22 protein-coding genes are annotated in these 25,333 nt (G+C 70.3%); 4 read left to right on the top strand and 18 right to left on the bottom strand.

Annotated features, from left to right (window positions below):
- Window positions 1-68: 68 nt before the first annotated feature.
- The 6 genes from ACUKCB_RS10530 to ACUKCB_RS10555 all read right to left on the bottom strand — a co-directional run bounded on the left by ACUKCB_RS10530 (window position 69) and on the right by ACUKCB_RS10555 (window position 6,230).
- The gene (locus tag ACUKCB_RS10530; RefSeq protein ID WP_473040334.1) at window positions 69-527 is read right to left on the bottom strand and encodes a hypothetical protein; all 459 of its coding nucleotides are present in this window, start codon (window positions 525-527) and stop codon (window positions 69-71) included.
- A complete protein-coding gene (locus tag ACUKCB_RS10535) occupies window positions 524-1,120 on the bottom strand; it encodes a hypothetical protein (RefSeq protein WP_473040335.1) in 597 nt (198 codons plus the stop codon). Before ACUKCB_RS10535 ends, ACUKCB_RS10530 begins: the two co-directional genes overlap by 4 nt.
- Window positions 1,117-2,160, bottom strand: a complete 1,044-nt coding sequence (locus ACUKCB_RS10540) for an enediyne biosynthesis protein UnbU (RefSeq protein WP_473040336.1) — start codon at window positions 2,158-2,160, stop codon at window positions 1,117-1,119. The genes ACUKCB_RS10535 and ACUKCB_RS10540 overlap by 4 nt, the downstream gene beginning before the upstream one ends.
- The gene (locus ACUKCB_RS10545) at window positions 2,157-4,058 is read right to left on the bottom strand and encodes a hypothetical protein (protein ID WP_473040337.1); all 1,902 of its coding nucleotides are present in this window, start codon (window positions 4,056-4,058) and stop codon (window positions 2,157-2,159) included. Before ACUKCB_RS10545 ends, ACUKCB_RS10540 begins: the two co-directional genes overlap by 4 nt.
- 272 nt (window positions 4,059-4,330) lie before the next feature.
- Window positions 4,331-5,314 (bottom strand): DUF1702 family protein, encoded by a 984-nt coding sequence (locus ACUKCB_RS10550; protein WP_473040338.1) that lies wholly within the window; start codon window positions 5,312-5,314, stop codon window positions 4,331-4,333.
- Window positions 5,315-5,426: 112 nt separating this feature from the next.
- Window positions 5,427-6,230, bottom strand: coding sequence for a helix-turn-helix transcriptional regulator (locus tag ACUKCB_RS10555; RefSeq protein WP_473040339.1), 804 nt, complete (start codon window positions 6,228-6,230; stop codon window positions 5,427-5,429).
- A 628-nt stretch (window positions 6,231-6,858) separates the two neighbouring features.
- On the opposite strand from ACUKCB_RS10555, the gene ACUKCB_RS10560 reads away from it, so the two are divergent.
- Window positions 6,859-8,004 (top strand): serpin family protein, encoded by a 1,146-nt coding sequence (locus ACUKCB_RS10560; RefSeq protein WP_473040340.1) that lies wholly within the window; start codon window positions 6,859-6,861, stop codon window positions 8,002-8,004.
- Window positions 8,005-8,043: 39 nt separating this feature from the next.
- On the opposite strand, the gene ACUKCB_RS10565 is transcribed toward ACUKCB_RS10560, so the two are convergent.
- The 5 genes from ACUKCB_RS10565 to valS form a co-directional block, all read right to left on the bottom strand.
- Window positions 8,044-8,817, bottom strand: coding sequence for an alpha/beta hydrolase (locus ACUKCB_RS10565; protein ID WP_473040341.1), 774 nt, complete (start codon window positions 8,815-8,817; stop codon window positions 8,044-8,046).
- Window positions 8,818-8,858: 41 nt separating this feature from the next.
- Entirely contained in the window at window positions 8,859-9,599 is a 741-nt protein-coding gene (locus tag ACUKCB_RS10570) for a PIG-L deacetylase family protein (protein WP_473040342.1), read from the bottom strand.
- Between the two features lie 89 nt (window positions 9,600-9,688).
- Entirely contained in the window at window positions 9,689-10,513 is an 825-nt protein-coding gene (locus ACUKCB_RS10575) for a DUF3710 domain-containing protein (protein ID WP_473040343.1), read from the bottom strand.
- Between the two features lie 60 nt (window positions 10,514-10,573).
- Window positions 10,574-11,050 carry a dUTP diphosphatase gene (gene dut, locus ACUKCB_RS10580; protein ID WP_473040344.1) on the bottom strand — a complete coding sequence of 159 codons (477 nt, stop codon included), beginning with the start codon at window positions 11,048-11,050 and terminating at the stop codon, window positions 10,574-10,576.
- A gap of 115 nt (window positions 11,051-11,165) precedes the next feature.
- A complete protein-coding gene (gene valS, locus ACUKCB_RS10585) occupies window positions 11,166-13,748 on the bottom strand; it encodes a valine--tRNA ligase (protein WP_473040345.1) in 2,583 nt (860 codons plus the stop codon).
- Window positions 13,749-13,931: 183 nt separating this feature from the next.
- On the opposite strand from valS, the gene ACUKCB_RS10590 reads away from it, so the two are divergent.
- Window positions 13,932-14,207 (top strand): DUF4235 domain-containing protein, encoded by a 276-nt coding sequence (locus ACUKCB_RS10590; protein WP_473040346.1) that lies wholly within the window; start codon window positions 13,932-13,934, stop codon window positions 14,205-14,207.
- A 279-nt stretch (window positions 14,208-14,486) separates the two neighbouring features.
- On the opposite strand, the gene ACUKCB_RS10595 is transcribed toward ACUKCB_RS10590, so the two are convergent.
- From ACUKCB_RS10595 to ACUKCB_RS10605, 3 genes are all read right to left on the bottom strand, one after another.
- The gene (locus ACUKCB_RS10595; protein ID WP_013153901.1) at window positions 14,487-14,783 is read right to left on the bottom strand and encodes a DUF4193 domain-containing protein; all 297 of its coding nucleotides are present in this window, start codon (window positions 14,781-14,783) and stop codon (window positions 14,487-14,489) included.
- Window positions 14,784-15,235: 452 nt separating this feature from the next.
- Window positions 15,236-16,495 carry a sensor histidine kinase gene (locus ACUKCB_RS10600; RefSeq protein WP_473040347.1) on the bottom strand — a complete coding sequence of 420 codons (1,260 nt, stop codon included), beginning with the start codon at window positions 16,493-16,495 and terminating at the stop codon, window positions 15,236-15,238.
- Window positions 16,492-17,145 carry a response regulator transcription factor gene (locus ACUKCB_RS10605; protein WP_473040348.1) on the bottom strand — a complete coding sequence of 218 codons (654 nt, stop codon included), beginning with the start codon at window positions 17,143-17,145 and terminating at the stop codon, window positions 16,492-16,494. The genes ACUKCB_RS10600 and ACUKCB_RS10605 overlap by 4 nt, the downstream gene beginning before the upstream one ends.
- A 702-nt stretch (window positions 17,146-17,847) precedes the next feature.
- Between ACUKCB_RS10605 and ACUKCB_RS10610 the strand changes: the two genes are divergently transcribed.
- Window positions 17,848-18,012 carry a hypothetical protein gene (locus ACUKCB_RS10610; RefSeq protein ID WP_191271198.1) on the top strand — a complete coding sequence of 55 codons (165 nt, stop codon included), beginning with the start codon at window positions 17,848-17,850 and terminating at the stop codon, window positions 18,010-18,012.
- A 163-nt stretch (window positions 18,013-18,175) separates the two neighbouring features.
- Here ACUKCB_RS10610 and ACUKCB_RS10615 read toward each other — a convergent pair whose 3' ends face one another.
- From ACUKCB_RS10615 to ACUKCB_RS10625, 3 genes are all read right to left on the bottom strand, one after another.
- Entirely contained in the window at window positions 18,176-18,988 is an 813-nt protein-coding gene (locus ACUKCB_RS10615) for an inositol monophosphatase family protein (protein WP_473040349.1), read from the bottom strand.
- Window positions 18,989-19,145: 157 nt separating this feature from the next.
- Window positions 19,146-21,188 carry a S9 family peptidase gene (locus ACUKCB_RS10620; RefSeq protein WP_473040350.1) on the bottom strand — a complete coding sequence of 681 codons (2,043 nt, stop codon included), beginning with the start codon at window positions 21,186-21,188 and terminating at the stop codon, window positions 19,146-19,148.
- Between the two features lie 249 nt (window positions 21,189-21,437).
- Window positions 21,438-22,469, bottom strand: a complete 1,032-nt coding sequence (locus ACUKCB_RS10625; RefSeq protein ID WP_473040351.1) for a ferrochelatase — start codon at window positions 22,467-22,469, stop codon at window positions 21,438-21,440.
- A 132-nt stretch (window positions 22,470-22,601) separates the two neighbouring features.
- Between ACUKCB_RS10625 and ACUKCB_RS10630 the strand changes: the two genes are divergently transcribed.
- On the top strand, window positions 22,602-23,900 hold the full coding sequence (locus ACUKCB_RS10630; protein ID WP_473040352.1) for a D-arabinono-1,4-lactone oxidase: 1,299 nt from the start codon (window positions 22,602-22,604) through the stop codon (window positions 23,898-23,900).
- 97 nt (window positions 23,901-23,997) lie between these two features.
- Here ACUKCB_RS10630 and ACUKCB_RS10635 read toward each other — a convergent pair whose 3' ends face one another.
- A complete protein-coding gene (locus tag ACUKCB_RS10635; RefSeq protein WP_473040353.1) occupies window positions 23,998-25,053 on the bottom strand; it encodes a hypothetical protein in 1,056 nt (351 codons plus the stop codon).
- Between the last annotated feature and the right edge of the window lie 280 nt (window positions 25,054-25,333).

The raw sequence follows: 25,333 nt of genomic DNA on the forward strand, positions 1-25,333 counted from the left end.
TTCTTTTTCCCTGCCGTCCCATCACCGCCGGACGGCAGGCGTGTTCGCCGCTCCTCGGAAGGGGCGCCTCACCCGGACGGTTCGGGCGGCTCGGCCGCCGGGGCGCCGCCCCGGCGGCGCGGGCGGAGCGCGTAGCCCCCCATGCCCAGGCCGACCAGGATCATCCCGGCGGTCATGATCCACTCGTTGGAGCCCTCCGGCCCGTAGACCCGGGTGTCCGCTCCCACGTCCACGGAGGGGACTCCCTCCTCCAACGGGCAGGACTCGCGGTCCTGCCCGTAGAGGTAGACGTCGCCGCGTGCGGGACCGCCGGCGTCGGGCGTGTAGGTGCCGTAGCAGGTGCAGGACTCGTGCCCCGGATGCTGGACGCAGTCCAACCGGGTGCCCGTGAAGGTCCCGGGGGTCCCCTCCGCGCGCGCCGCGCGCAGGCTCCGGTCGGCGTTCGCGGCCCCCAGGTAGACGGTGAGGGCCGCCACCAGCAGCAACACCACGGTGAACACCGGGTCGCGGCGCCGACCGGAACTCATCCGGCCACCCCTTTCGGCTCCTCGGCGCACGAGCAGCCCGGCGCCTCGGTCCGGGCGCTTTCCGGCCGCGTGTGCAGGTACATCGCCACGACCATCGGAACGAAGACGACGGTGTTGTAGAGCAGGTGCAGTTCCACCCGCGGGATCAGCAGCTGGATGAGGCTGGTGGGCGCATCACCACCGCCGATGTTGACCCCGTTGAGCGCCTGGACCAGCAGGAGCAGGTGCTCGAAGTGGTGCCAGACCTGGACCAGCAGGGCGGCGACCCACCACGTCCTGCTCCTGCCGTGGAACCCGGGCAGGAGCAGCAGCAGCCCGACGAGCATGACGAACGCGTAGCCGTAGTGCATCCACTCGGAGGTGACCAGCCAGGGGAAGGGGATGCCGAGGACGCCCAGGGCCTCGGAGACCGGCCAGTCGAGAACGTAGATCTGGACGGCCTGGGCGATGTGTTCGGCCCAGTGCGCGATGACGATGAAGAGGTAGATCCGCAGGCACCACCGGTGCCCGTCGGTGTTGAGGGCGCGCAACGCGGGGTTGCGGGGCCCGATGGCGCTGGTGTTCCCGGTGCGGGGCCCGGTTCCGGTGCTCACTGTGTACTGCTCCGTTCCGACGTGGGGGCGGGGGTTGTCTCCGTACCGGGGGCCGCGGCCCCCGGTGCCCTGGCGAACAAGGGGGCACAGAGCAGGACGAGCCCCCTCAGGAGGCAGGTGATGATGAGGGCGAAGAACAGGCCGAACACGACCTGGTTGATGACCAGGAGGCCGTACACCGCCGCCGTGGTCAGCCCGAAGACCACCTGGTTGCGGGGCCTGGAGGGCGTCGTGCCGGGGTCGGTGATCATGTAGTTGGTGAAGAGGACGAAGGCGACACCGGTCATCGGCAGCAACGCCGCCACGAGCATGTGGTCCAGGAACAGCCACCTGAGCACGGCCTGGAGGGCGAAGCCGCCCGCCCAGCCGAGGATCAGCGGCCAGCGCTTGGTCAGGTTGACGTTGAGCATGGTCCCGGCCATGAGGATGCCCAACGGGATCAGCCAGTCCAGGGTCCCGGCCGTGTTGTTCGTGAAGTGGTAGGGCGGGGCGATGCCCACCCACGGGAAGAGCAGCAGCGTCACCACGATCCCGAAGTTGGACGGGTTGAGGAAGTGCTTCCTGCGCCCCTTGACCGGGATGCGGAACAGGTACTTGCTGCTCACCGCGATGGACACCGCGAACAGGTAGGGCCAGAGGGAGGAGTTCCCCCACAGGAGCAGGGCACAGGCCAGGCCGGCGATGTGTGTGGGGAGCAGGTGGTCGATCATCCTGCCGAGGCCGCCCGCATACCCGACCTCCCTGCCGGAGGCCCGGGCGTCCAGCGTCTCCAGTGCCAGGTCGAGCGCGTATCCGAACAGGACGGCCGCCACCGGGGTGACGGGCGACTGTTCGAACCCCAGGAGCAGGTGCCCCAGGACGGTGAACACGGTGATCGAGGTCGCGAACATGCGAAGGGCCATGACCCGGCGGTCCCGGGCGGGCCCGGCAACCCGCCCGGTGCCCCCGGTCGGGTTGCCGTCGGCCGTGCCGGCGCCGAGGGGGTCGGTTCCTGTGCCGGTGTCGCCGGCCTCACCGGTGAGGGGTCTGGTCACGGTCATCGGGCAACCGCCGTTCCGTCGTCGTCGAGCAGGATCGTGTGGTTCCCCGGCCGCACCTCCAGGTCCGCGGTGTGCGCGGTACCGTCGGCGTCCCGCCAGGAGACGGTGACCGGCAGGGGTCCCTCGGGGGCCGCCAGGTGGACGATGGAGTCGGAGACCCCCACGTGCCCGTTGGCCGGGTAGAGCTGGTGGCGCTGCTCCGGATGGCCGGAGCCGCCCGCATGGACCGACGCGCCGATCGCCGGGGCCCAGGCCCCGTCGACGGCCCCCGGACGCATCAGGCGCAGGACGGCGGCGGGTGCGGGGTCCGGAGCCCGGTTCAACAGGAGCCGGGAGTCCTGCCACTGGTTGGCGACCACCACGTCCAGCAGTCCGTCGCCGTTGACGTCACCGAGGGCGAAGGAGCGGGTGACGTCGTGTTCGGCGATGCCCAGGGACTCACTGAGGTCGGTGTAGCGGCCGTCCTCGCCCCGGGTCCAGAAGGGGTTGGCCTCGTGCCCGGACAGGTCGTCCCCCTCGGAGAAGTTCGGCCAGGCCTGCGGGTACTTGAGGAGCTGGTCGTTACCCATGGCAATCTCCTGGAGCTCCGGCCAGCGGTTCCTCTCACCCTGGAGGAAACCGGTGGCCTGGATGAGCTCGTCGGTCCCGTCGTTGTCGAAGTCCCCCGACTTGACGTCCCAGGCCCAGCCGCTGCGTGCTATCCCCAGTTCCTCACTGCTCTCGGTGTAGGGGACCGTTCCGTCGAGGAGCGCGGCCCCCTCCCCGTCCGGCACGAAGGCGAAGTTGCTCTCGTGGAGCGCGTAGGGGCTGGTGATGTTGCTGACCACGATCGTGGGAAGCTCCGCGCCGTCGTCGTAGGTGAACGTGACGCCCATGCCCTTGAAGGAGCCGTTCCCCAGGACCTGGGACTTCGGGGTGGTCATGTCCCGTTCGCCCTTCACCGGCTCCAGACGGAGGTTCCCGGGTGTGGAGTGGTTGACGAGCAGGTTGTCGTTGCCGAAGTCATTGGCGAGGTAGACGTCGGGGACGCCGTTCCCGCTGAGGTCCTGGAAGCCGATGGCCAGGGTCCAGGCGGTGGTCGCGTGTTCGGGGAGCGCCGTGCCGGCGTCTGTGAACACCGGGGGTGTGTCCCTCTCCCCGGTGGGCTCCGTCAGCAGGACGCGGTTGCGCCCGGCGTTGGTGGCCAGCCCCATGCTCTGCTGCATCTCCATCCGGCTGTCGGCCTCGGCCTCGGGGTCGAGCACACGGGCGTCGTCGGGGAAGTAGTTGCCGACGAAGACGTCGAGTCCGCCGTCACCGTCGAGGTCGGCGACGTTGAGCGCGGTCGTGTTCCACACCTGCATCGGCTGGACCATCTCGTGCGCGGTGAAGTTCGCCGCCTCGGGAACCGCCCCGGGCCCGGCCGTGTTCACGAACAGGACCGGTGAGCGTCCCCAGTAGTAGACGAGGAGGTCCAGGTCGCCGTCCTGGTCCAGGTCCGCGGGCACACACCCCATCGGCGCCATCGTGTGGTAGTAGGGCAGGCCCCGTGGTGTCAGCGTCACCACGGGGTAGTCGTCGGCACCGCTCCCGGGCGCGTTGCGCAGGGTCACGCTGTCGTCCCTGGGGTCGACCAGACACACGTCCGCGGATTTGTCCAGACCGCGCAGGTCCAGGAGGCTTCCGGCCGCCCCGACCGCGGAGATCCAGCCCACGTGGTGTGCCAGCCCCGGCGCGGTCGCGCGTTCGGTCCGCGCGTCCTCGGGCGCCGAGTTGAGCGCGAGGGACTCGAAGGCGAAGGGGGCCGCCCGCTCCTGTCTGACGGTGTCACTCGTGGAGGGGCGAACGGTCAGGGCGCCCAGGGCACCCACCAACGCCAGGGCGAGCGCCAGCGTCGCCAAACGGTACATCAGCCGCATAAAGGCTCCTAGAAAACGGTAGCGAGGCCATCAGGGTTCGCAACGCTGTCCAGAGTCCAGGAGACCGGCACGGCATTTCCATATTCATTCTTGCCCTATGTCGAAAAGCTCGAAAGAGGCTTCCCTCAGCACACGAAAGCCCCAGTGACCAGCACGTACGCCGACCAACACCGAAGGCGAAAAAACAAAGAAAACGAAACTCGGGCGCGGAGCGACTCGTGGTGGGGCGCCATCCTTCGATCAATAAGAACAGGGGTTACCCGTTTCCGGGGTCACCGCGCCGCTCCGTCCCGCCGGGCGAACTCCCCGGCCAACAGCACCCGCCACAATTCGTACCGCGGCCGGTCGGGACCGGTCCCCCGGGCCCCGGCTCCGGGACGCAGCTCGCGGCACAGGCGGGCGGCCTCCCCGGTGTCCGTTCCGCAGAGCACACCCGTCGCGGTCTCGTTGTGCGGAACGACCAGGTCGGCGCGCACCCGCGACTCCGCGGCGAAGGCGCTCCCCTGGGCCAGGTCCCACCGGTGCGCCCCGGCGCCCTCTCGGAGCCGCACCAGCCCGGCCTCGTCCACGCCCCCGGCGTAGGTGGCGGCGAGTCCGATCCCCGCGTAGAGGTCGGCCCTGCGCCCCGGCGGGAGGGCCTCGACCAGGGAGACCGCCGTGTCGGGATCCGCTCCGGCCACGAACCACAGCGCCCTGCCCACACCCTGGTCGAAGACACGGAGCGCGTAGGCGCCATCGGCCGTCCTGTCGGCCGCACGGTGATCGCGCAGCCCCCGACGAACGTACTTCTCGGTGTGGAAGTAGGCCTGGTGGAAGCCGTAGCCGTCGTGCACCAGCCACCGCAGGACGGGGTCCAGGGATCGAGTGTCCGGCCACAGCGGCCGCGGCAGTCGGGCCATCGCCCAACCGATACCGATGTAGGCCATGTAGACGTGGTCCGAGCCCGCCCCGTCGAGGAAGCGCCGCGTTCTCCCCTTCCCCGGAAGAAACCCGTCCAGGAGGGCGAAGCCCATCGCGGCGCCCTCGTAGGCGAAGCCCCGGTAGCGGCGGTCGAGCACCCGCAGACCGTGGTCCGTGCGCTCCGGTGAGGCCGTCTCCACGGCGTCCCCGAGTCCGGTGAGGAAGGAGGTGCCCACCGTCTCCAGAACCTCGCGCACCCGAGGCCCCTGGTCGTGGAAGCCCCTGACACCGAGTTTCACCTCGGTCGCCTTCGGGGTCATGATCCGGCGCCGAAGCGAACCCATCGCACTGGACACGCCGTCCTCCCGCTCTCCCGAGTGATATCCGTGTTCTGGCACCCATGCTCTCCGCGCCCGGAGCGGGGATCTACTCCGGGATTGCCGAGAGGGTCCGGGTCCCGGAGCCCTCTCACACCGTCTGGCGCAGCTCCCTGGCCCCGGCCAGCCTCGACGCGTCGGCGAGGGTCACGGCCACCGGCGGGTCCGACTCCTCGGGGGGCTGCAGGGACAGGCCCACGTAGGTGTTGAGCCCGGGGCCGGTACTGACGTGTCTTCGGGTGGCCGCGGTCAGCACCGGCGTGTCCATCCCCCTGACCTGGGGGGCCGCCACGGCGAAGACGTGGTGGGAGCCGCCGGGGATCCCCCTGACCTCGAACTCCGTCCTGCCCCGCGCCGGGAGGACCTGGAAGGCCACGGGCGGTCTCTGCGGGGCCGCCCCGGAGAACACTCCGACCATCGCGTCCACCGTGCCCGCCGCACGGGGGACCTCGATCGTTCCCCGGATGGTGGTCGCGTACCGGTCCGGCAGGCACGGGCTCCTGCTCGCCTCCGCCGCCAGCTCCTCCGGCTCCGGCATCCGGGAGAAGTCGGAGGACGCCGCGATGAGCAGCCTGGAGACGACGGGGTCCCGGTACTGGGTCGGTGACATGCCCACCACCCGGGTGAACCTGCTCGTGAAGGTGCCCACGCTGTTGTATCCGACGCTGCACACGATGTCGGAGACCGTCAGGTCGGTCGTGAGAAGCAGACGTTTGGCGGCGAAAAGACGGACCGCGGTGAGATAGCGCCCCGGGGTCAGCCCGATGGCCCGCGAGAAGATCCGAGAGAAGTGAAACGGACTGACGAACACCTCCGCAGCGATCTCGTTCAGGGTAATAGGCTCTGAATAACGACTCCGGATGATCCCCGCAGCCCTACGGACAGATTCTTCCACTGTTGTCTCCTCGCCGGACCCGGGGATCCATCTTGAGATACAGAAATAGATATTTCAGCACAGCACGGGAAACAAAACAACAAGAGCAATAAGGGGAAACGAAAACCCCGGGACAGCGAGGGGACACTGGGGAACTCCGTTCCAAACGATCTCCCGTCATCGCTCTGCGTCAACAGCAGCACTCTCCTCACCCAGATCCAGAAGCCCTTACAGGGCAGGCGCTCCGGGCACCGCTCCATGCTCACACCGCCCCCCTTGGGCTTCATCTTCCAGATTGCTACATCCGAATAAAAGGGCAACGGAAAGCCTGATGACCAATCGGGACCGCAGACGTTGTGAAACACGGGCTCATCCCAGGTTCCACAAACCGCCCACCCATTGCATGTTTCAACGGATCACCAGGGTGGGAACAAGAATACGCACCGAACATACGGGAAGTCGGACGCGCCGGAAGAACCGTCCGGTCATTTCGAACCGGCTTTCGATGGGAAGTCGCATCGCGAGGAGGAAGACTTCGACCTGCACCAGAACCGGGTCGGCGGGCTGCGGCGGCGCGGCCCGGCGCCGGCGCGGCCCCGGCCCGATTCCGTACGCTGGCGGCTCCGACCCCTTTCGCCAGGAGCCACCATTGGACACCACCGCACGGGACGAACCGCAGGAAGAGCACACCCGCTTCGCCCTCACCCTGGACCGGGAGTTGGCTCTCGGGGAGGCCTCGCACGTGTGGTCGCCCTACTCCGTCGGGTCCGTGCTCGGTCTGCTGGCCGCGGGGGCCGGGGGCCGGACCCGGCAGGAGCTGGTGGACCTGTTCGCACCGGTGCACGGTGACCCCGGGGAACACCTGGCCGCCCTGAACGAGGCGGTCGAAGGGCCCGCCGGGCTGGAGATGGCCTCTCTCAACGGGCTGTACGTGCCCGCGGACCTGCCGCTGCGCCCGGACTTCGAGAACCGGGTGCGGTCCCGGCCCGACGCAGAGGTGGACCGGGTCGACTTCCGGGGCGACAGCGAGGGCGTGCGCGGCAGGATCAACGGCCGGGTCGAGGAGGTCACCCGGGGCCTGGTCCCCGAACTGCTCTCACCCGGCACCGTCCACCCCGGCCTTCGCATGCTCCTGGTCAACGCCCTGTGGGTGAAGCTGATGTGGAGCGAGCCCTTCGAGGTGTCCCAGACCCGCAAACGCGCCTTCCACGCTCCGGGGGGCACCCGCCGGATCCCCACCATGCGGCGCACCGGCCGCATGCACCTGGCCGAACACGCGGGCCTGCGCATGGTGACCCTGGAGGGCGCCCAAGGGCTGGCGCTGGACGTGATCATCCCCGCCGCGCCGGGGAAACAGCGGGCTCAGGCTCCGCCGTTGACCCCCGGGACCCTGCTGGAGCTGTACCAGGCGGGTCGGAACGAGCAGGTGAGCCTGGCGCTGCCGCGCTTCGCCGTCCAGAGCGAGGCGGCTCTGCTCGATCCCCTGGCCGCCACCCCCGCCCGGGTGCGTACCCTGGCCACCGACAACGCCGACTTCGGTGGGATCAGCAGCGAAACGCTCAGGGTCGACGCCATCGTGCACCAGGCCGTGCTGCGCGTGGACGAGAAGGGGGCGGAGGGCGCCGCCGCCACCGCCGCCGTCATGGTGATGTCGGCCGCGGTCCCGCCCAGGCCCAAGGAGTTCCTGGTGGACCAGCCCTTCCGGTTCGTGCTGCGCCGCAGAGGGACCGTCCTGTTCACCGGACGGGTCACCGATCCGGTGGACCCCGGGCCGGCCCGGTCCCCCAGCGCCTGAACCGCCCCGCGCGTTCCCGACCGGTCAGCAGGAGACCGTTCAGGAAGGGGCGAGGAAGGCACCGGTGACCTCGGCCAGGGCCTGGTGCGCCTGTTCGTCGGTCAGTTCCGGTTCTCCGTCCCCGGCCTGATGCCCGTAGGCGCCGAACTGGGCGTGGTTCATGCCCTCGATCACCTCCATGACGGCGTCCTCGGGCAGGTTGGGTCTCTGTTCGGCGATCTTCTCCGAGGTGAGCACGCCGTCACGTCCCCCCGCCACCGAAAGCACCCGCAGGTCCCCGCGATCGGCGAGGTCGGCGGCGGCCACCGCGTAGGAGGCCCACAGCACCAGACCCTCCCAGTCGGTGGCTCCGTCCCCGGTGCCCAGGTGCTGCGCGGCGAAGGCCCCTCCCATGGAGTGCCCGCCCAGGTACCAGGTCTCCACACCGGGGGCCTCGGCCACGGCGCTCTCGGCCCGGGCGGAGTCGAGCAGGGCCAGGTTCAGGCGCAGGTCGGGCAGGACCACCGTGAGCCCCGTCTCGGCGACCACCGGCGCCCAGACGGCCGCGTAGGCGTCGGCCTCCACCCGTGCCCCCGAGTAGAAGACCACCCCGGTCCCCGACGGGTCCTCGGCGGGAGCGATCAGCAGGGCGTCCTCCCGGTGCTCCACCAGGACCGCCGGGTCGGCCTCGGCACGGGCCAGCGGCTCCGGCTCCGCCTGGTACGGGTTCAGCGCCCAGACGGCGAAGGCCGCCCCGGCGACGAGCAGCAGCGCCGTCACCGCGGCCAGTGTCCACAGCAGGACCCGGCCTGCCCTGCTCCTCCTCGCGCCCATGGCGCTCCCTCCCGTGCGAGCTCGGCTCCGGAAGCCGGAGCTCAGGTGTCGAAGACCTCGAAGGAGGTGGCCAACGGTACGCCCGCCCACTCCCCCGAACGCAGGGCATTCTCCCGCAGAAAGGTCTTCTGGTCGAAACCATCCAGATTGGCCAGGTACACCTCGTGCGCGTCCAGGGAAGCGATGCCCGCCGCGAGGTCCGGCTCCCCCAGTTCCACGAAGTGGGTGGGGTCGGGGGCCGCGGCGAAGGCCACGAAACGCACGCCCGGCCAGGGCTCCGCGCCCTCGACCAGCTGTTCGGTGAACACCCACCGGTTGGCGGCGTCGCGGACCGAGTCCAGCAGGGCGGGGCCCAGGACCCGGTGGTCGGCGTGGTTGAACCCGCTGCCGCCATCGAAGAACTCACGGAAGTTGATGGAGAGGATCACGTCGGGTCTGTGCCGCCGGATCGCCCCGGCCAGCGCCCTGCGCAGCGGCAGACCGTACTCCACGGTGCCGTCGGGGAAGTCCAGGAACTCCACCTCGGCCGCGCCGACCGCGGCGGCCGAGGCACGCTGTTCGGCCATCCGCAGGGGCCCGCAGGCCCCGGGGTCCAAGGTGTCGATCCCGGCCTCGCCCTTGGTGACCAGGAGCTCGACCACGTCCTTGCCCTGGGCCGTCCACCGGTGGATCGCCGAGGAGGCGCCGAACTCCAGGTCGTCGGGGTGGGCCACCACGGCCAGGGCCCGGTCCCAGTCCTCGGGAAGCGGCCGGGGTGCGCTGTTCTGCGTCGTCTGTGCCATGAAACACACACTACGGAACGGCGCACCCCCGGACACGGTTGTACACAGGCCGGCCCCGCGGAAACCACCGGTTTCCTCCGGGCGCCTGCTCAGGAACCGTCGGCGGGCCCCCCGGCGGAACCGTTGGGCGAGCTGCCCGCGTTTCCGCTCTGGGCCGCCTGCTGGGCGGCGCGCTGTTTGGCGGCGGCCGCCATCTGCTCCTGGATCTTCTTCGGCACCGTGATCTGCAGCAGTTCGCTGGGCGGCACCGGCTGCTCACCGCGCACCACGACGATGTTGGCGAAGAGCTGCTCGACCTCGGACATCATCTCGGGCTTGCTCGCACCCTCGCCACGGATCACCCCGCGCAGCACCCATCGGGGGCCGTCCACCCCGATGAAGCGCACGCGCTGGCCCAGCTGTTTGCCGTCCTCGGTCTTCTTCCCCTTGATGGGGATGAGCGCCTGGAGCTCGGGGCCGAAGGTTCCGTCGTGGTCCTCGACCTTGCCGCCCTGTTTGGTCACCTGCTCTCGCAGTTCCTCACGCATCTCCTCCCACAGCCCGGAGGACTTGGGGGCCGCGAAGGGCTGCACCTGCAGCGCGGTCTTACCGCGCACCAGGGTGACCCCGATGATCTTCTGCTTGTTCTGTTTGTCCTGGGCGACGTTCACCTGGATCTCGGTGCCCTGTTCCATCGGCAGCAGCATGCTGCCCAGGTCCATCCGGTTGGCCTCGGGGGCGTCCTCGGTGGAGTCCCACGGCCCGGTCCGCCGGTACTGGTCCGCGCCCTTGACGGGCTCTCCCGCAGCACGCTCCGGCTCGACCTCGTTGTCGAACGAGACCGCGCCGGCGGCGCCCTGCCGCTTCGGCCGGGCCTCCGTCTGCCCGGTTCTCTCTGTCTCTTCGTCCCGCTTCTTGCGACGGCGTCCGAACACGCCTCCACCTCTCCGCTTCTTCCGTAGGTCCCGGGATCACACCGGGGAGTCGGGGAACGTTCACCGCTGTGCGGCGTGGCCCCCGGTCGAACCGAAACCGCCCGCACCGCGTACCGAGTCGGGGAGGGTGTCCGCCTCGACGAACTCCGCCCGCTCCACGCGCTGGATCACCATCTGGGCGATCCGGTCGCCCCGCGCGAGCTTGACCGGGGTGTCGGTGTCGGTGTTGAGCAGGGTCACCCTGATCTCACCCCGGTATCCGGCGTCCACGGTCCCCGGGGCGTTGACGACCGTGATCCCGCACCGGGCGGCGAGCCCGGACCGGGGGTGCACGAAGGCCGCGTAGCCCTCGGGCAGGGCGATGGCCAGGCCGGTGGGGACGGTGGCCCTTTCTCCGGGGTCGAGGTTGACGTCGGTGGCGGCGTACAGGTCCGCGCCCGCGTCACCGGGGTGGGCGTACTCGGGGAGGGGCAGGCCGGGGTCCAGGCGACGGACCGTGATCGGCACCCGCCCGCCTTCCAGGGATGAGGTACTCACATCCGCCGAGCCTATCGCTCTCCGGACGCTGCCCGGGTGCGACGGCGGGGCGGGCCCGGAAGGAACCCGGACCCGCCCCGCGGGTGTCGGTGCCGGAAGGCGCCGCCGCGTGCCGCTACTCGCTCGCCTCGGTCGGCTCCGGCAGCGTCACCTCGACGGTGAGGTCACTGTCGTCGGTGGTCTCGAAATCGATCCCGGCGGCGCGGCCGGCCGCGGCGATGTCGGTGGCGGCGGCACGGGCGGACCCGGCCTGCTTGCCGCGGACCCTGACGTTGTCGACCTCGGCGCGCATGGACAGCTTGGCCTCGGACTTGGCCTTGCGGACCGCGCGCAGGACCTCCGCGGTCGCGGTCAGGACGGCCGGGTCCCCGCCGGAGGCGGCGGCACGGTACTCGGCGGCGTCGGGCCAGCTCTGGGCGTGCACCGAACCGTCCTGCCACCAGCTCCAGACCTCGTCGGTGACGAAGGGGACGAAGGGGGCGAACAGCTTGTGCAGGGCCCCCAGGGCGATGAGCAGCGCGGTACGGGCGGAGGCGCCCTCGGCGGACCCGGTGTCGTAGGCACGGGTCTTGACGAGCTCCAGGTAGTCGTCGCAGAAGTCCCAGAAGAAGCGCTCGGTGCGCTCCAGTGCCCGGGTGTGGTCGTAGGCGACGAACGCCGCGGTGGCCTCCTCGACCACGTCGGCCAGCGCGGCCAGCATCGCCCGGTCCAGGGGCTCGGTGACCCGGGCGGCGTCGGTGGTGGCGTTCTCGCCGGCCACGGACATGACGAACTTGCTGGCGTTGAGGATCTTGATGGACAGCCGTCGGCCGACCTTCATCTGGCCCTCGTCCATGGCGGTGTCGGTGCCCAGACGGCCGCTGGCCGCCCAATACCGGACCGCGTCGGAGCTGTACTTCTCCAGCAGCGCGACCGGGGTGACGACGTTGCCCTTGGACTTGGACATCTTCTTGCGATCCGGGTCCAGGATCCAGCCGGAGATGCCCGTGGTGCTCCAGGGCAGGCTATCGTTCTCGAAGTGGGCGCGGACCACGGTGGAGAACAGCCAGGTGCGGATGATGTCCTGGCCCTGCGGTCGGAAGTCCATCGGGAAGACCCGCTCGAACAGGTCCTGGTCCCGTTCCCACCCGGAGGCGATCTGGGGGGACAGCGAGGAGGTCGCCCAGGTGTCCATGACGTCGGGGTCGCCCATGAAGCCGCCGGCCTGGCCGCGCTGGTCCTCGGTGTACCCGGCGGGGGCCTGGGAACTGGGATCGATGGGCAGCTGGTCCTCGGTGGGCAGCAGCGGCCGGTCGTAGTCGGGGTTACCGTCCGCGTCCAGCGGATACCAGACCGGGAACGGAACGCCGAAGAAGCGCTGACGGCTGATCAGCCAGTCACCGTTGAGGCCCTCGACCCAGTTCTCGTAGCGCTGGCGCATGTGCTCGGGGTACCAGGTGAGCTCACGGCCGCGCTGGATGAGCTGGGCCCGGACGTCCTCGTCCCGACCGCCGTTGCGGATGTACCACTGGCGGGTGGTGACGATCTCGAGGGGCTTGTCGCCCTTCTCGTAGAACTTCACCGGGTGGGTGATGGGCTTGGGGTCGCCGACGAGGTCGCCGCTCTCCCGAAGGAGTTCGACGGTGCGCTCACGCGCGGTGTGGACGGTGGCCCCGGCCAGCCTGGCGTAGGCCTCACGGGCGGCGTCGGACTCCACGCCCTTGGGCGGGTCGGCGATGATGCGGCCGTCCCAGCCGACGATGGGGCGGGTCTCCAGCTGGAGCTCACGCCACCAGGTGACGTCGGTGGTGTCGCCGAAGGTGCAGATCATCGCGATGCCGGACCCCTTCTCGGGGTCGGCGAGGCGGTGCGCCCTGACGGGGACCTCGACGCCGAAGACCGGGGTGGTCACGGTGGTGCCGAACAGGTCCTGGTAACGCTCGTCGTCGGGGTGGGCGACCAGGGCGACGCAGGCGGCCAGCAGCTCGGGGCGGGTGGTCTCGATGTGGACCGGGGTGCCGTCGCCCTTGTGGAAGGCGACCTTGTGGTAGGCGCTGGGGCGCTCCCGGTCCTCCAGTTCGGCCTGCGCGACGGCGGTGCGGAAGGTGACGTCCCACAGGGTGGGCGCCTCCGACATGTAGGCCTCGCCCCGGGCCAGGTTGCGCAGGAAGGCGCGCTGGGCGGCGGCGCGGGAGTTGTCGTCGATGGTGGCGTAGGTGTGCCGCCAGTCCACACTCAGCCCCAGACGGCGCCAGATGGACTCGAAGACCTTCTCGTCCTCGACCGTGAGGATGTCGCACAACTCGATGAAGTTGCGCCGGGAGATGGGGATCTGCCGCTTGGGGTTGGGCTTCTCCGGCGGCTGGAAGTCCGGGTCGTAGGGGACCGAGGGGTCGCAGCGGACACCGTAGTAGTTCTGGACGCGGCGCTCGGTGGGCAGGCCGTTGTCGTCCCAGCCCATGGGGTAGAAGACGGCCTTGCCGTTCATCCGCTGGAAGCGCGCGACGGTGTCGGTGTGCGTGTAGGAGAACACGTGGCCGATGTGCAGCGAACCCGAGACCGTGGGCGGCGGGGTGTCGATCGAGTAGACGTCCTCGCGGCCGCGGGTCCGGTCGAAGTGGTAGACGCCGGACTCATCCCATACGTCGACCCACTTCGCCTCGATACCGTCCAGCGAAGGCTTGTCGGGCATACGGAAGGAATGAGAGCGGTTGGTCATGGGGCAATGCTAGTGCTCCCGCGACCCTGGTCGCTCCCGCTTTCCGGCTTCCCCGGGGCGGTGGGCAGACGCCCCGACCGCGGCCACCGATGCGCGGGCCCGGCCGGCGTGAAAGGATTCTCACGCAGACGGTGCGCCCTCGCGCGCACCATCGTACGCACAAGGGAACGGTGAACGATTCACATGGCTAAGAAGGACGGTGAGGTCGTACCGGTCGTCCTCGGACTCGTCGCGGGTTTCGCAGCGGAGTTCGTCACGCGCAAGGCTCTGACCTTCGCCTGGACGCGCGCGACCGGTGAGGAGCCACCGACGGACCTGGAGTCCCCCGACGTCAGCCTGGGGCGCGCCCTGAGCTGGGCCGTGGTCGCCGGTGTGGGTGTCGAGGTGGCCCGTGTGCTGGCCGTGCGTGCCACCCGCAAGCGGACGGTCGGTTCCGGCGGGCGCGACCTGGAGGCCTGAACCGGCCCGGGACGGACGTGTCACGACGACGGTGGGCGGCTCACCGCACAGGGGTCCCGCCCCGGGTGCGGTCGGCCGTCCACCGTCGCGTTCTCGCTGACCGGCCCGACCGGCCGTACCCCGCCTGGGGGAAGGCGCGCGATGCGCCCCCGTGGGGACGCATCGGATCGCGGCTCGGCTGCCCACCGGTCATGACCGACGGTGCAACAGGTCCTGTCCGGCACCCCGGTGTCCTCGGGACGGTGGGGAGGGCGGTGTCGGGACCCGTCGTCGCCGGTTCTAGGCGCACTCCTTGCAGACCAGCTGACCGGCGCGCTGTTCGGCGAGCTGACTGCGGTGGTGTACCAGGAAGCAGCGCGAGCAGGTGAACTCGTCGGCCTGGCGGGGAAGCACGCGGACCGCGAGCTCCTCGCCGGACAGGTCGGCACCGGGCAGTTCCATGCCCTCGGCCACCTCGTCGGGGTCGACGTCGATGGTGCCGGTGCCCTTGTCCACGCGCCGCGCCTGCAGCTCCTGGAGGCTGTCCTCGTTGATGTCCTCGTCAGTTTTGCGCGGGCTGTCGTAGTCGGTCGCCATCTCTGCTAACTCCATCCCCCTCGTTTAGTGCCTCGTCGCGCGGGTGTAACGCTTGAGAGACCTTCGTTGTGCCCGGTTCGGCCGACGAGTTTCCCGGTGTCGATGAACTGTGCCCCCTCCCGGGTCACTGTTCACAGGTCAGCAGTATCTTGACGGGATTTTGACCGGAGGCGGCCAAGGTTCAGCGGCCGCTGCGGATCGTTCCCTGCCGTACTACCCGACGCCGGGTACCTCGCAGACCTGAAAACACGTTTGCTCCCACATACCGGGCAAGCGTGGAAAACTCCCCCGGGTACGGGCGAAAATCAAGACATGCCCACGTCAGGAGGGATTCCCTCCGTGTCCACGCCCGGGGAAGCATACCCACCCCGGGTCTGCGCTCGTGACAGGGGTGGGCGTGTCTTCGGACACGTATAGATACCACGAAGCGCGGCCTTGCGCAGCTTGGGCCGTCAACGGCGTTCGGCGTCCCCGCCCCGCTGCCCCGGGGGCACGGGCAGGCACACGGTGACGACCAGGCCGCCGCCGGCACGGGGCCAGGCGGTCACCACGCCCCGGTGCGCGCGGACCACCGAGCGCACGATGGACAGGCCCAGGCCCGAGCTGCGACCCGAACCCACCCGGTCTCCGGAACCGCGGCGGAACGGCTCGAAGAGCCCCTCGATCTCGTAGGCCGGAATGACCTTGCCCGAGTTCTCCACCTGGACCGCGGGCATGCCCTCGTACATGCCGCTGCGCACGGTGATCTCGCCTTCCTCGACGTTGTACTTGAGGGCGTTCTCGACGAGGTTGGCGACGAGGCGCTCCAGCAGGACCGGGTCCCCGGTCACCGGCCCGGGCCTCAGGTCCTGGCGCAACGACAGCCCCGACTTCTCGATGTCCCCGGCGAGCTGGCTGAGCACGGTCCCGGCGACCTCACCCAGGTCGACCCGGGCCTTGGCCTCCAGATCCCGGTCGCTCTTGGCGAGGAAGAGCAGGCCGTCGATGAGGCGTTCGTGGCGGGCGTTGGTCTCCAGGAGGGTCTGCCCGACGGTCTTGAGGTCCGGTGAGACGTCCGGGGCGCTCAGGGCCACCTCCAGGAGGGTGCGGTTGATCGCCAGCGGCGTGCGCAGCTCGTGGGAGGCGTTGGCGACGAAGCGCCGCTGCCCGTCGAAGGCCCGGTCCAGGCGTTCGAGCATGCCGTCAAAGGTGTCGGCGAGCTCACGGATCTCGTCGTCCGGCCCGGACAGGGCGATGCGTTCGTGCAGGGACCGTTCGGAGAGCCTCCTGGCGATCCGGGTGATCTTCTGCAGGGGCGACAGGGCGCGACCCGCCACGGCATACCCCAGGCCCACGGCGAGCAGGCCCACGAGGAACAGGGCGAGCAGGGAGAACCGGGTGACGTGGGTGAGGACCTGCTCGATGTGGTGGCTGTTCTCGATCAGCTCCGCCGGGCTCTCCTCGGCCAGGAGCGCGTTGAGCAGGACCGCGATGACCAGGTAGTTGACCAGTACCAGCAGGGAGCCCGCCGCGAAGAACAACATCCCGTAGATGAGGGTGAGGCGGGCCCGCAGGCTGAGGTTGTCGGTGAGGCGGTGGACCGTGGCGTGGGCGGAGGAGCGTTCGGCCCCGTCCCCGTCGGGGGCGACGGAGTTCAGGCTGCGCCAGGTCCCGGTGTCTCCGGGGCGCGTGGGCTCCACCTGCCCTGGTTCTGGGCGCTCCCCCGGTCTCACAAGCGGTACCCCGCCCCCGGAACGGTCTGGATGACCGGCGGGTCACCGAGCTTCTTGCGCAGGGTCATGACGGTGACCCTGACGACGTTGGTGAAGGGGTCGGCGTTCTCGTCCCAGGCCTTCTCCAGGAGACCCTCGGCGCTGACCACGGTCCCCCGGGCGCGCATGAGCACCTGGAGGACGGCGAACTCCTTGGGGGTCAGCGAGATCTCGCGGCCGTCGCGGTGCACCAGGTGGTTGGCCGGGTCCAGGGTGATGCCGCCCCGTTCCAGCACCGGTGGCAGCGGGGGCGCCGAACGACGGCCCAGGGCGTACACACGGGCGATGAGTTCGGCGAAGGCGAAGGGTTTGGCCAGGTAGTCGTCGGCTCCGATGGTGAGTCCCTCGACCTTGTCCTGGACCCCGTCGGAGGCGGTGAGCATCAGGATGCGGCCGTTGTAGCTCTCGTTGACCAGGGAGCGGGCGACGTCGTCGCCGTGGACTCCGGGGAGGTCGCGGTCGAGGACGACGACGTCGTAATCGTTGACCGCGGTGTGCTCCAGGGCGGTGTCCCCGTCGTAGACGACGTCCACCGCCATGGACTCCCGTCGCAGTCCGACCGCCACCGCGTCGGCCAGGACCCGTTCGTCTTCGACCACGAGTACGCGCAACGTTGTCCTTCTAGAGCATCGGTGTCTGGAAACAAAAAGGGGGCCGCTGCCGGCGCATCCCCCAACACACCGGCAGCGGCGTTCTTGGTCCCGGCCGCGTCAACCGTTCTTTCACAGTGGAGGTAAGGAGACGGTAAACCCGCCGGGGACTCCGGGGGGAGTCCCGCTCTCCTCGCCCCGTGTGACACGGGCGCTGGGCCGGGAGCTTCACAGCTCCCCTGAGCGCGGGGCGGCCGTCGCCGACGAATCCCCCAACCGTCGGCGACGGCTCAACCCCGCACATCTCAAATCTGACACATCAAGAATAAGGAACGAGTAAGCAGAAGCCCCGTTCGGAAAATGTGTCTTGAGACACTTTTTTCCGCCGCTTGCCGAAACCGCCCCGCCGGACACCGGTGGCGACGGCGCCCGGTGGGGCGCCACCCCCGCCGACGGGCCCTTTTCCATCCTGCGGAAGCGGTCCTCGTGCCCGCCCACCGTCACGGAAGGATCACGCGCGGGGGGCCGAGGTTTGACGCGGATCACAGTGCGGTAGAGGTAGGAGACGCACGCGTGGAAGCCGGGGTACCGTCCCGGACCGCGACGAGCATGCATGTCACAGGGTCGTGACGACTTCGGTTCGTGCCCACGCGCAAGCGTGCGCACAAGGATGCACACCGGGGCACTGACCGTGTCCCGGTGCCTACCCCTGGAAGAGGTGCAATGGGCGAGTTCATGGCGGAGATCAAGGTCCGTATCAACGAGACCTACCGGTCACTCCAGTCGGCGCAGGCCGCCGGGGACGACTTCCTTGCCGACACCCATGCGTCGGAGCTCGAGGATCTCTACCGCATCGCGGCTCGCAACGGCGTCGACGCCCACTCCTGACCGGAGCGGCCGACGCGGTTCCCGCCCCCGAGGGGCCGGGGACGCACAGCAACAGCATCGAGGCGGGCGGACAACCTTCGGGTGTCCGACCCCGCCTCTCCCCCGCCCCGGGCACCGTGTGTGCCCGGGGTTTCGTGTATCCGGGGCCGCGTGCGAACCACGCTCAGCCGTCGGTGTCGGCTCCGAGCGGTGCCAGGAGGGCGTCGAGCTCCTCGTAGAGGCCGGGCCGGGCCGCGATCACCAGGTCGTTGCTGGGCGGGCCCCCGTGGGGGCCGCCCAACCGGACACCGGCCTCACTGGCCACCAGCCCCGGCGCGGCCCAGTCCCAGATGTGGAGTCCGCGCTCGTAGTAGGCGTTGTAGCGCCCGGTGGCCATGCCGGTGATGTCGACCGCGGCCGAGCCTCCCCGGCGGATGTCACGGATGTGCTGGACCACCCCGGTGAGGACCCTGGCCTGCTGAAGCCGGCGTTCGGGCAGGTAGCCGAAGCCGGTGGCGACCAGGGCCCGGTCCAGCGGAACCCGGTCCGGTGCGCGCAGGGTCCGACCGTCGAGCCGGGACCCGCCGCCCAGGACCGCATCGAACATCTGCCCGTGGGCGGGCAGGTGGACCGCGGCGGCCACGACCGCCCCGTCGACCTCCGCACCGATGGCCACGCCCCAGTCGGGGCTCCCGTACAGGTAGTTGACGGTGCCGTCGATGGGGTCGACGATCCAGCGCACCCCACTGGTGCCCTCGACCCCGCCGCCCTCCTCACCGAGGATCGCGTCGTGGGGGCGGGCCGCGAGCAGACGCTCCCGGATCAGGTCCTCGGTGGCCCGGTCCATCTCGGTGACGACGTCGGTGGGGCTGGACTTGGTGTCCAGGACGGTGATGCCCTCCTGCCCCTTGGCCGCGAGTTCACCGGCCTCCGCCGCCACGGCGACGGCGAGGTCCCGCAGCTTCTCCGGGTCGTGTGGGGACTGGATGGTGGTCACTGTTGCCCTCCTGGTCGTGGCCCTCCGGACGGGTGTGCCCGGATGCTTCCGCCACCGAACTCTACGTGGAGCCCACCGTCGCCCACGGAAGCAGGGCGAACGCGAGGAGGAGGGGCCCGGCACGCGCGGTGCCGGGCCCCTCCTCCGGTGCGGGACCCTAGAGCAGCTCGGGCCTGGTCCACTCCTTGCCGTGGACGTGGTGGTCCAGGAAGGCGAAGATCGTCTCGTACCAGACCTGTGCGTTGCCGGGCGTCAGGATCCAGTGGTTCTCGTCCGGGAAGTACAGGAACTTGGCGTCGACCTCGTGCAGGAGGAGATCGCGCCACAGGCGCAGGCCCTCCCCGATCGGCACCCGGTAGTCCTTGTCGCCGTGGATGACCAGCATCGGAGTGCGGATCTTGTCGGCGTGCAGGTGCGGCGAGTTCAGCTGGTAGCGCTCCGGCCGGGCCAGCGGGGTGCCGAACTCGCTCTCCCACACCGGCGGGTAGTCGGTGGTGCCGCTGAACCCGTCCAGCTGCCACAGGGAGGCGTGCGAGATGATCGCCTTGAACCGGTCGGTGTGCCCGGCGATCCAGTTGGCCATGTAGCCGCCGAAGGAGCCGCCCATCATGGCGGTGCGCTCGGCGTCGATGTCCTGGCGGGCCTCGGCGGCGTCGGTGATCGCCATGACGTCGGCGTGCGTGCGCGGGCCCCAACGGCCCCAGGCGCGGCGGAGCATGTCCTGGCCGTAGCCGGTGGACAGGGCGGGGTCCGGAAGCAGGACGGCGTAGCCGCGGGCGGCCAGCAGCCACGGGTTCCAACGCCAGGACCAGCCGTTGAAACTCATGTAGGGGCCTCCGTGGACCCAGAGCATGAGCGGTGCGGGCGAGGCGGCGGAGGCCTCCTCGGGCAGCACCAGCCAGGACCGGATCCGGGTGCCGTCGTCGGCGGTGGTCTCGATCTCGGTGAGGGTGCCCGGCATGGTCAGCTCGGAGCCGGGGGTGCGCAGATACTCGGGCCGGCCGTCGGTGGCGTCGGCGGCCAGACGCACGGGGGCGGGCGGGGCGTCCCAGGCGTCGCGCAGCGCGTAGACGTGGCGGCCGTCGGGAGACGGGTTCAGCTCGCTGTAGGCGCCGTGGTCCCCGGTGACCCGGGTGAGGGAGCCGGTGGCCACGTCCAGGCGGAAGACCGGTCGGCGGCCGTTCTCGTCGGCGACGAGGAAGACCGTGCCGGAGTCGGCCGACCAGGCGTAACCGCGGGGCCAGAGTTCGTGGTCGGGCAGCAGGTCGCGGCCCTGGCCGGTGGCGAGGTCGGTGAGCCACAGCGTGGCGTTGCGGGGCTCTCCGTCGTAGCTGCCCTCGTCATCGGCGAAGACCAGGGCCCTGGTGCCGTCCGGGGAGACCAGGGGGTTGCCGAAGTCGAACCTGGCGTCGGCTCCGCCGGCGATGGTGCGGCGCTCGCCGGTGGCCGTGTCCACGGCGACGACCTCGTCCCGGCGGGCGCCGCCGGAGGTGGGCACCGACCAGGTGGTGAGCAGGGCGGACCCGTCGGGGGTCAGTTCCGGGGAGGCACCGAGAAGGGACAGGCCCGAGTCACCGGTGAGGTCCTTGGGCTCGCCGAAGCGGGCGTCCTCGTCCTCGGGCGGGGCGGCCGTGAAGATCCGCGGGTGGTCCGGGCCGATGTCGCTGTCCCAGGAGCGCACGGGCAGGGCCTCGTGCAGGATCGCGGTGACCCCTGCTTCCTCACGGGCCTTTCTGGCCTCCGTGTCGGCCTCGGCGTCCTCGGCGCCGGGGTGCACCCTTCCGGTGAAGGCGACCAGTCCGGAGTCACGGGCGACGGCGAAGGCACCGATGCCTCCGGGACGGGAGGCGACCTGGCGGGCCTCGCCGCCGTCCGCGGGCAGCAGCCACAGTGCGGCCTTGGGCTTGTCCTCGGCCTTGGCCTCGGGATCGACGCGTCCGGTGCTGAAGAGCACCGAACCGTCGGGGAGGAACTCGGCGCCGGACTCGCCCTTGGTGGAGCGGGTCAACCGCCGGGGAGCGCGCCCGCCCTCGGATTCGGTCGCGGTGTCGATCTCCCACAGAGCGCTGCGGAAGGACTTGGAGTCGGGGGCGATGTCGCTCACGGGCGCGACGAGGCGGGTGCCGTCCGGGGACAGGCGCAGCCCGTTCACGCGGCGCAGGCGGACGTACTCCGGCAGTTCATACCAGGAACGAACCAAGACAAAATCTCCTGAAACCGTCGACTTGTGGTCTGACCCGACCCTATCGGCCGCGGTGACCCGGGTCACCGCTGTATTCCTCGCACCTCAGAGGGCGTCAACAACGTTGACAACGTCTTGCACTCAAGAGCGTGTCCCGACCGGCCTCCCCCGGGGAGCGGGGACCGGGCCGCCGTCAGCCCCGGCGACCGCGCACGGGGCCCGCACCGGTGGGACACGAGGGCGCCCCGCCAGTGCGGTTCGGCCCGGTCAGCGCTGCTTGCAGCACTGACCGCTCCCCCCGGCACAGCGCGGCAGGGAGGTGAGCCGCTGCTCCGCGGCGCGGCCGGTGTACTCGTGCACCAGTTCGGTCACCATGGACACGAACGCGGGGTGCGTGCCCGGGCTGAGTGCGCGCTCGTAACCGATACCGAGCTTCTCGGCGGTCTCACGGGCCTCCACGTCGAGGTCGAACTTGACCTCCATGTGGTCGGAGACGAACCCGTGCGGAACGACCACCACGGCGGGGACGCCCTCCCCGGCGAGCTCCTCCATCCGGTCGTTGACGTCGGGCTCCAGCCAGGGCTGGCTCGGCGGACCGCTGCGGCTCTGGTAGACGAGCTCGTAGGGGTACTCCCGGTCGAGGCGCCCGACCACCAGGCGGGCCACCTCCGCGAGCTGGGCCCCGTAGGCGCCCTCGGGCCCCAGGTCCTGGTCCGGACCACCGCTGGCCTCGGCCATGGCGGTGGGGATGGAGTGCGCGGAGAACAGCAGGCGCACGCCCTCGCGCTGCTCCTCGGGGAGCCTGTCCAGACAGGCCTGGGCGTGCTCCGCCAGGGGTCCGACGAACCCGGGGTGATCGTAGAAGGGGCGGATCAGGTCGACCTCGGGAGCGTCCTCGCCCAGCGCGGCACGGGCGCGCTCGATGTCCTCGCGATAGGCGGTCCGGCTGGACCAGTTGCAGTAGGCCGAGGTGGGCAGCGCCAGCACTCGGCGGACCCCGTCCTCCCTCATCCTCGCGAGGGTGTCGGTGAGCATCGGTTCCCAGAACCGGTTGCCCCAGTAGACCGGCAGGTCGACGCCGTTGGCGTCGAAGTCGGCGGTGACCGCGGCGAGCAGGTCCCGGCACTGCTGGTTGATCGGGCTCACTCCACCGAAGAGGAAGTAGTGCTCACCGACCTCCGCCAACCTTTCGCGGGGGATGTTGCGCCCGCGGGTGACGTTCTCCAGGAACGGGATGACCTCGTCCTCGCCCTCCGGGCCACCGAAGGAGATCAGCAAAAACGCGTCGTAAGGCCTCATGGAACTCATGAAACCAGCTCTCCGGGACCAGCCTGATCCGCCCCCGCCCCTCGTCGTGGAACTTTCGCGTCTTCCGTGACCAGGGACACTCTTCCTCTGGTCACACAAGTGACTGATCGGTAATGTCACCGCATGACTGATGTGTTGTGGCACACCTGGGCCGACACCCACCAGGCCCGCCCCCGCCGTACGGCGACCCCCAACAGCACCGGGGAGGTCGCCTCCGCGGTCTCCTCAGCCGCCGCCGAGGACCTGCGCGTACGCATGGTCGGCTCGGGCCACTCCTTCACGGACGTGGCCGTCACCGACGGCCTGCTCCTGGCGCCCACCTCCCTGACCCGTGTGCGCTCGATCGACCCCGGTGCGGGAACCGCCACGGTCGAGGCGGGTCTGCCCCTGTGCGACTTCAACGACGCGCTGGCCGCGCGCGGCGTCGCGCTGGCCAACATGGGGGACATCGCGGTGCAGACCGTGTCCGGCGCGGTACAGACCGGCACCCACGGCACCGGTCGGGACGCGGGGGGCCTGGCGAGCCAGGTGGTGGGAATGGAGATGGTGCTCGCCGACGGGTCCGTGGTCGAGTGCTCGGCCGACCGGGACCCGGACCTGTTCCACGCGGCCCGGGTGGGTCTGGGTGCCTTCGGCGTGGTGACGGCGCTGACGATGGCGGTCCGCCCGGCGTTCCTCCTGCACGCCCGGGAGGAGCCGATGCCCCTGGACGAGGTGCTGGAGCGCCTCCCCGAACTGCGCGCGGAGAACGACCACTTCGAGTTCTTCTGGTTCCCGCACACCGAGAGCACCAACACCAAGCGCAACAACGTCTCCCGGGGGCCGGCCGAGCCGCTGTCGAACTTCCGGTCCTGGCTGGACGACGACTTCCTGTCCAACACGCTCTTCGACCGGATCAATCGGGTGTGCCGCCGTTTCCCCTCGGTGGTCCCGGCCGTGAACCAGATCAGTTCCCGGGCGCTGTCCGCCCGGTCCTACACCGACGTCTCGCACAAGGTGTTCGCGTCGGTGCGCGACGTGCGGTTCGTGGAGATGGAGTACGCGATCCCGGCCGAGCACGTGGCGGACGTCCTGCGCCAGACCCGGGAGATCGTGAACCGCGGCGACCACCGGGTGAGCTTCCCCGTGGAGGTGCGGTTCGCCCCGGCCGACGACGCCTGGCTGTCCACCGCCCACGAGCGGGAGACCGCCTACGTGGCGGTGCACATGTACAAGGGGACGCCCTACGAGTCCTACTTCGCCGACCTGGAGGCGGTCTTCACCTCCGTGGGCGGACGCCCGCACTGGGGCAAGATGCACACCCGCGACCGCGCCTACCTGGAGAGCGTCTACCCGCGTCTGGGCGATGCCCTGGCGGTGCGGGACCGGGTGGACCCGCACCGCCGCTTCGGCAACGCATACCTGGACCGGGTGTTCGGCTGAGGGGCGTTCGGCCGGACCCTCGGGGAAGGCCCGGCCCGCGGTGCGGGCCCGGCTGGCCGGGCACCGCACCACGGGCGGGAGGGCCGCCGCGCCGGACTCACTCCGCGGGTGCCTCCGGAGCGGGTTCTGGCTGTGCACCGCCCTCGGGCGCCTCCCCCGTCCCGGGGTCGGGAACCTCCGCGTCCCCCGGTTCCTCCGGGGTGCCCTCGTCGACCGGCGGGTCGACGGGTCCGGTCGTGTCCTCGGGGGTGTCCGGGTCGATCTCCGCCGGGGGCGGGGTGGGTTCGGGGTCGGTCGGCGCCCCGGTCTCCGGTTGCCCCGTTCCGGCGCCGTCCTCCGTGGAGGTCCGTTCGTCTCCGGGACCCCCGGGGGTTTCCTCCTCGACCTGCGCCGTGACGGAGCTGCCGCCGAGCAGGGAGGGCGAGGTGGGTTCGTCCTGCCCCTGGGTCCACGCGGTCAGTGAGCGTCCGGTGAACAGCTCAAAGGCCAGGATCACCAGCATGACCAGGACGAAAACCGCCGCGGCCGAGATGGCCGCGGTACGCCAACCGCGCTTGGGGCGCTTCCCGCCGGTCCCTTCCCCGGGGCCTTCCGGGTCGCCGGTGTATCTGTCGTGGGCGGCGGGCATGAGCTCGGTGGCGTCGGGGGCCGCCGGGCCGCCAACGACGGCGGGGGCCTCGGGGTTGCCGAAACCGTGCGCGACGGTCTGCCCCGGCAGGTCCCGTCCCAGGATCGGCATGGCCGTCGTCCGGGCCGCGTCCGGGTCCCCGAGCGGCCCGTGGAGGCCGGCGTCCGCGGCGGGGATCGCGTTGGTGTCGAACTCCGGGTCCACGACACCGGGGCGGACGAGGGAGCGCGCGCCGGTGTTCCTGACGGCCTTCTTCTCCGCCAGCTCCTTCGCCTGCTCGCTGCTGCGGGTGATCCAGTGCTGGATCACCGGGGCCGCGCTGGTGCTGAGTACGGCCATGACGGCGGTACCGATGACGGTGCCGTAGACGTTGAGGTAGGAGGCCGCGGTGGCCGCGGTCAGGGTCGCGACACCGGCACCGGCGACCTGCGCCACGCTCAGGTCGATGCGCTTCCTTCTGCCCGCGCTCTCCTCCGGTCCCTCCTCGCCCGCCTCGGGTTCGTCCCCGTGCTCGGATCTTGGCATAGCGTTGTCCCCCCTTCATCGGCCGCGTTCGGGCGCGGCGGGGCACTTGGTCGTGGGATGGGCGTGTGGTGGGGCATATGACCACTTAGGCCCCAGACATCACAAACCGCCCATGAGTTGAAACTTCACCATAACGGGGACTCATCGCTGATAACGCCATGAGATTGGAAGGATCACTGTCTGGCATCCATCGGCGTGTCGATTTGCGCACGCCAAGACGACTCATGTTCGGAACTGGTCCGAGATCAGAGTTTTCCACAGCCCTGGGGTGATTCGGGAA

Source organism: Nocardiopsis moroccensis, assembly GCF_055763695.1.

Excerpts from the sequence above, each read along its gene's own strand:
- ACUKCB_RS10530 (WP_473040334.1), bottom strand. The coding sequence starts at position 527 with ATGAGTTCCGGTCGGCGCCGCGACCCGGTGTTCACCGTGGTGTTGCTG.
- ACUKCB_RS10540 (WP_473040336.1), bottom strand. The coding sequence starts at position 2,160 with ATGACCGTGACCAGACCCCTCACCGGTGAGGCCGGCGACACCGGCACA.
- ACUKCB_RS10545 (WP_473040337.1), bottom strand. The coding sequence starts at position 4,058 with ATGCGGCTGATGTACCGTTTGGCGACGCTGGCGCTCGCCCTGGCGTTG.
- ACUKCB_RS10565 (WP_473040341.1), bottom strand. The coding sequence starts at position 8,817 with ATGGGCGCGAGGAGGAGCAGGGCAGGCCGGGTCCTGCTGTGGACACTG.
- ACUKCB_RS10570 (WP_473040342.1), bottom strand. The coding sequence starts at position 9,599 with ATGGCACAGACGACGCAGAACAGCGCACCCCGGCCGCTTCCCGAGGAC.
- valS (WP_473040345.1), bottom strand. The coding sequence starts at position 13,748 with ATGACCAACCGCTCTCATTCCTTCCGTATGCCCGACAAGCCTTCGCTG.
- ACUKCB_RS10590 (WP_473040346.1), top strand. The coding sequence starts at position 13,932 with ATGGCTAAGAAGGACGGTGAGGTCGTACCGGTCGTCCTCGGACTCGTC.
- ACUKCB_RS10595 (WP_013153901.1), bottom strand. The coding sequence starts at position 14,783 with ATGGCGACCGACTACGACAGCCCGCGCAAAACTGACGAGGACATCAAC.
- ACUKCB_RS10610 (WP_191271198.1), top strand. The coding sequence starts at position 17,848 with ATGGGCGAGTTCATGGCGGAGATCAAGGTCCGTATCAACGAGACCTAC.
- ACUKCB_RS10625 (WP_473040351.1), bottom strand. The coding sequence starts at position 22,469 with ATGAGGCCTTACGACGCGTTTTTGCTGATCTCCTTCGGTGGCCCGGAG.
- ACUKCB_RS10630 (WP_473040352.1), top strand. The coding sequence starts at position 22,602 with ATGACTGATGTGTTGTGGCACACCTGGGCCGACACCCACCAGGCCCGC.
- ACUKCB_RS10635 (WP_473040353.1), bottom strand. The coding sequence starts at position 25,053 with ATGCCAAGATCCGAGCACGGGGACGAACCCGAGGCGGGCGAGGAGGGA.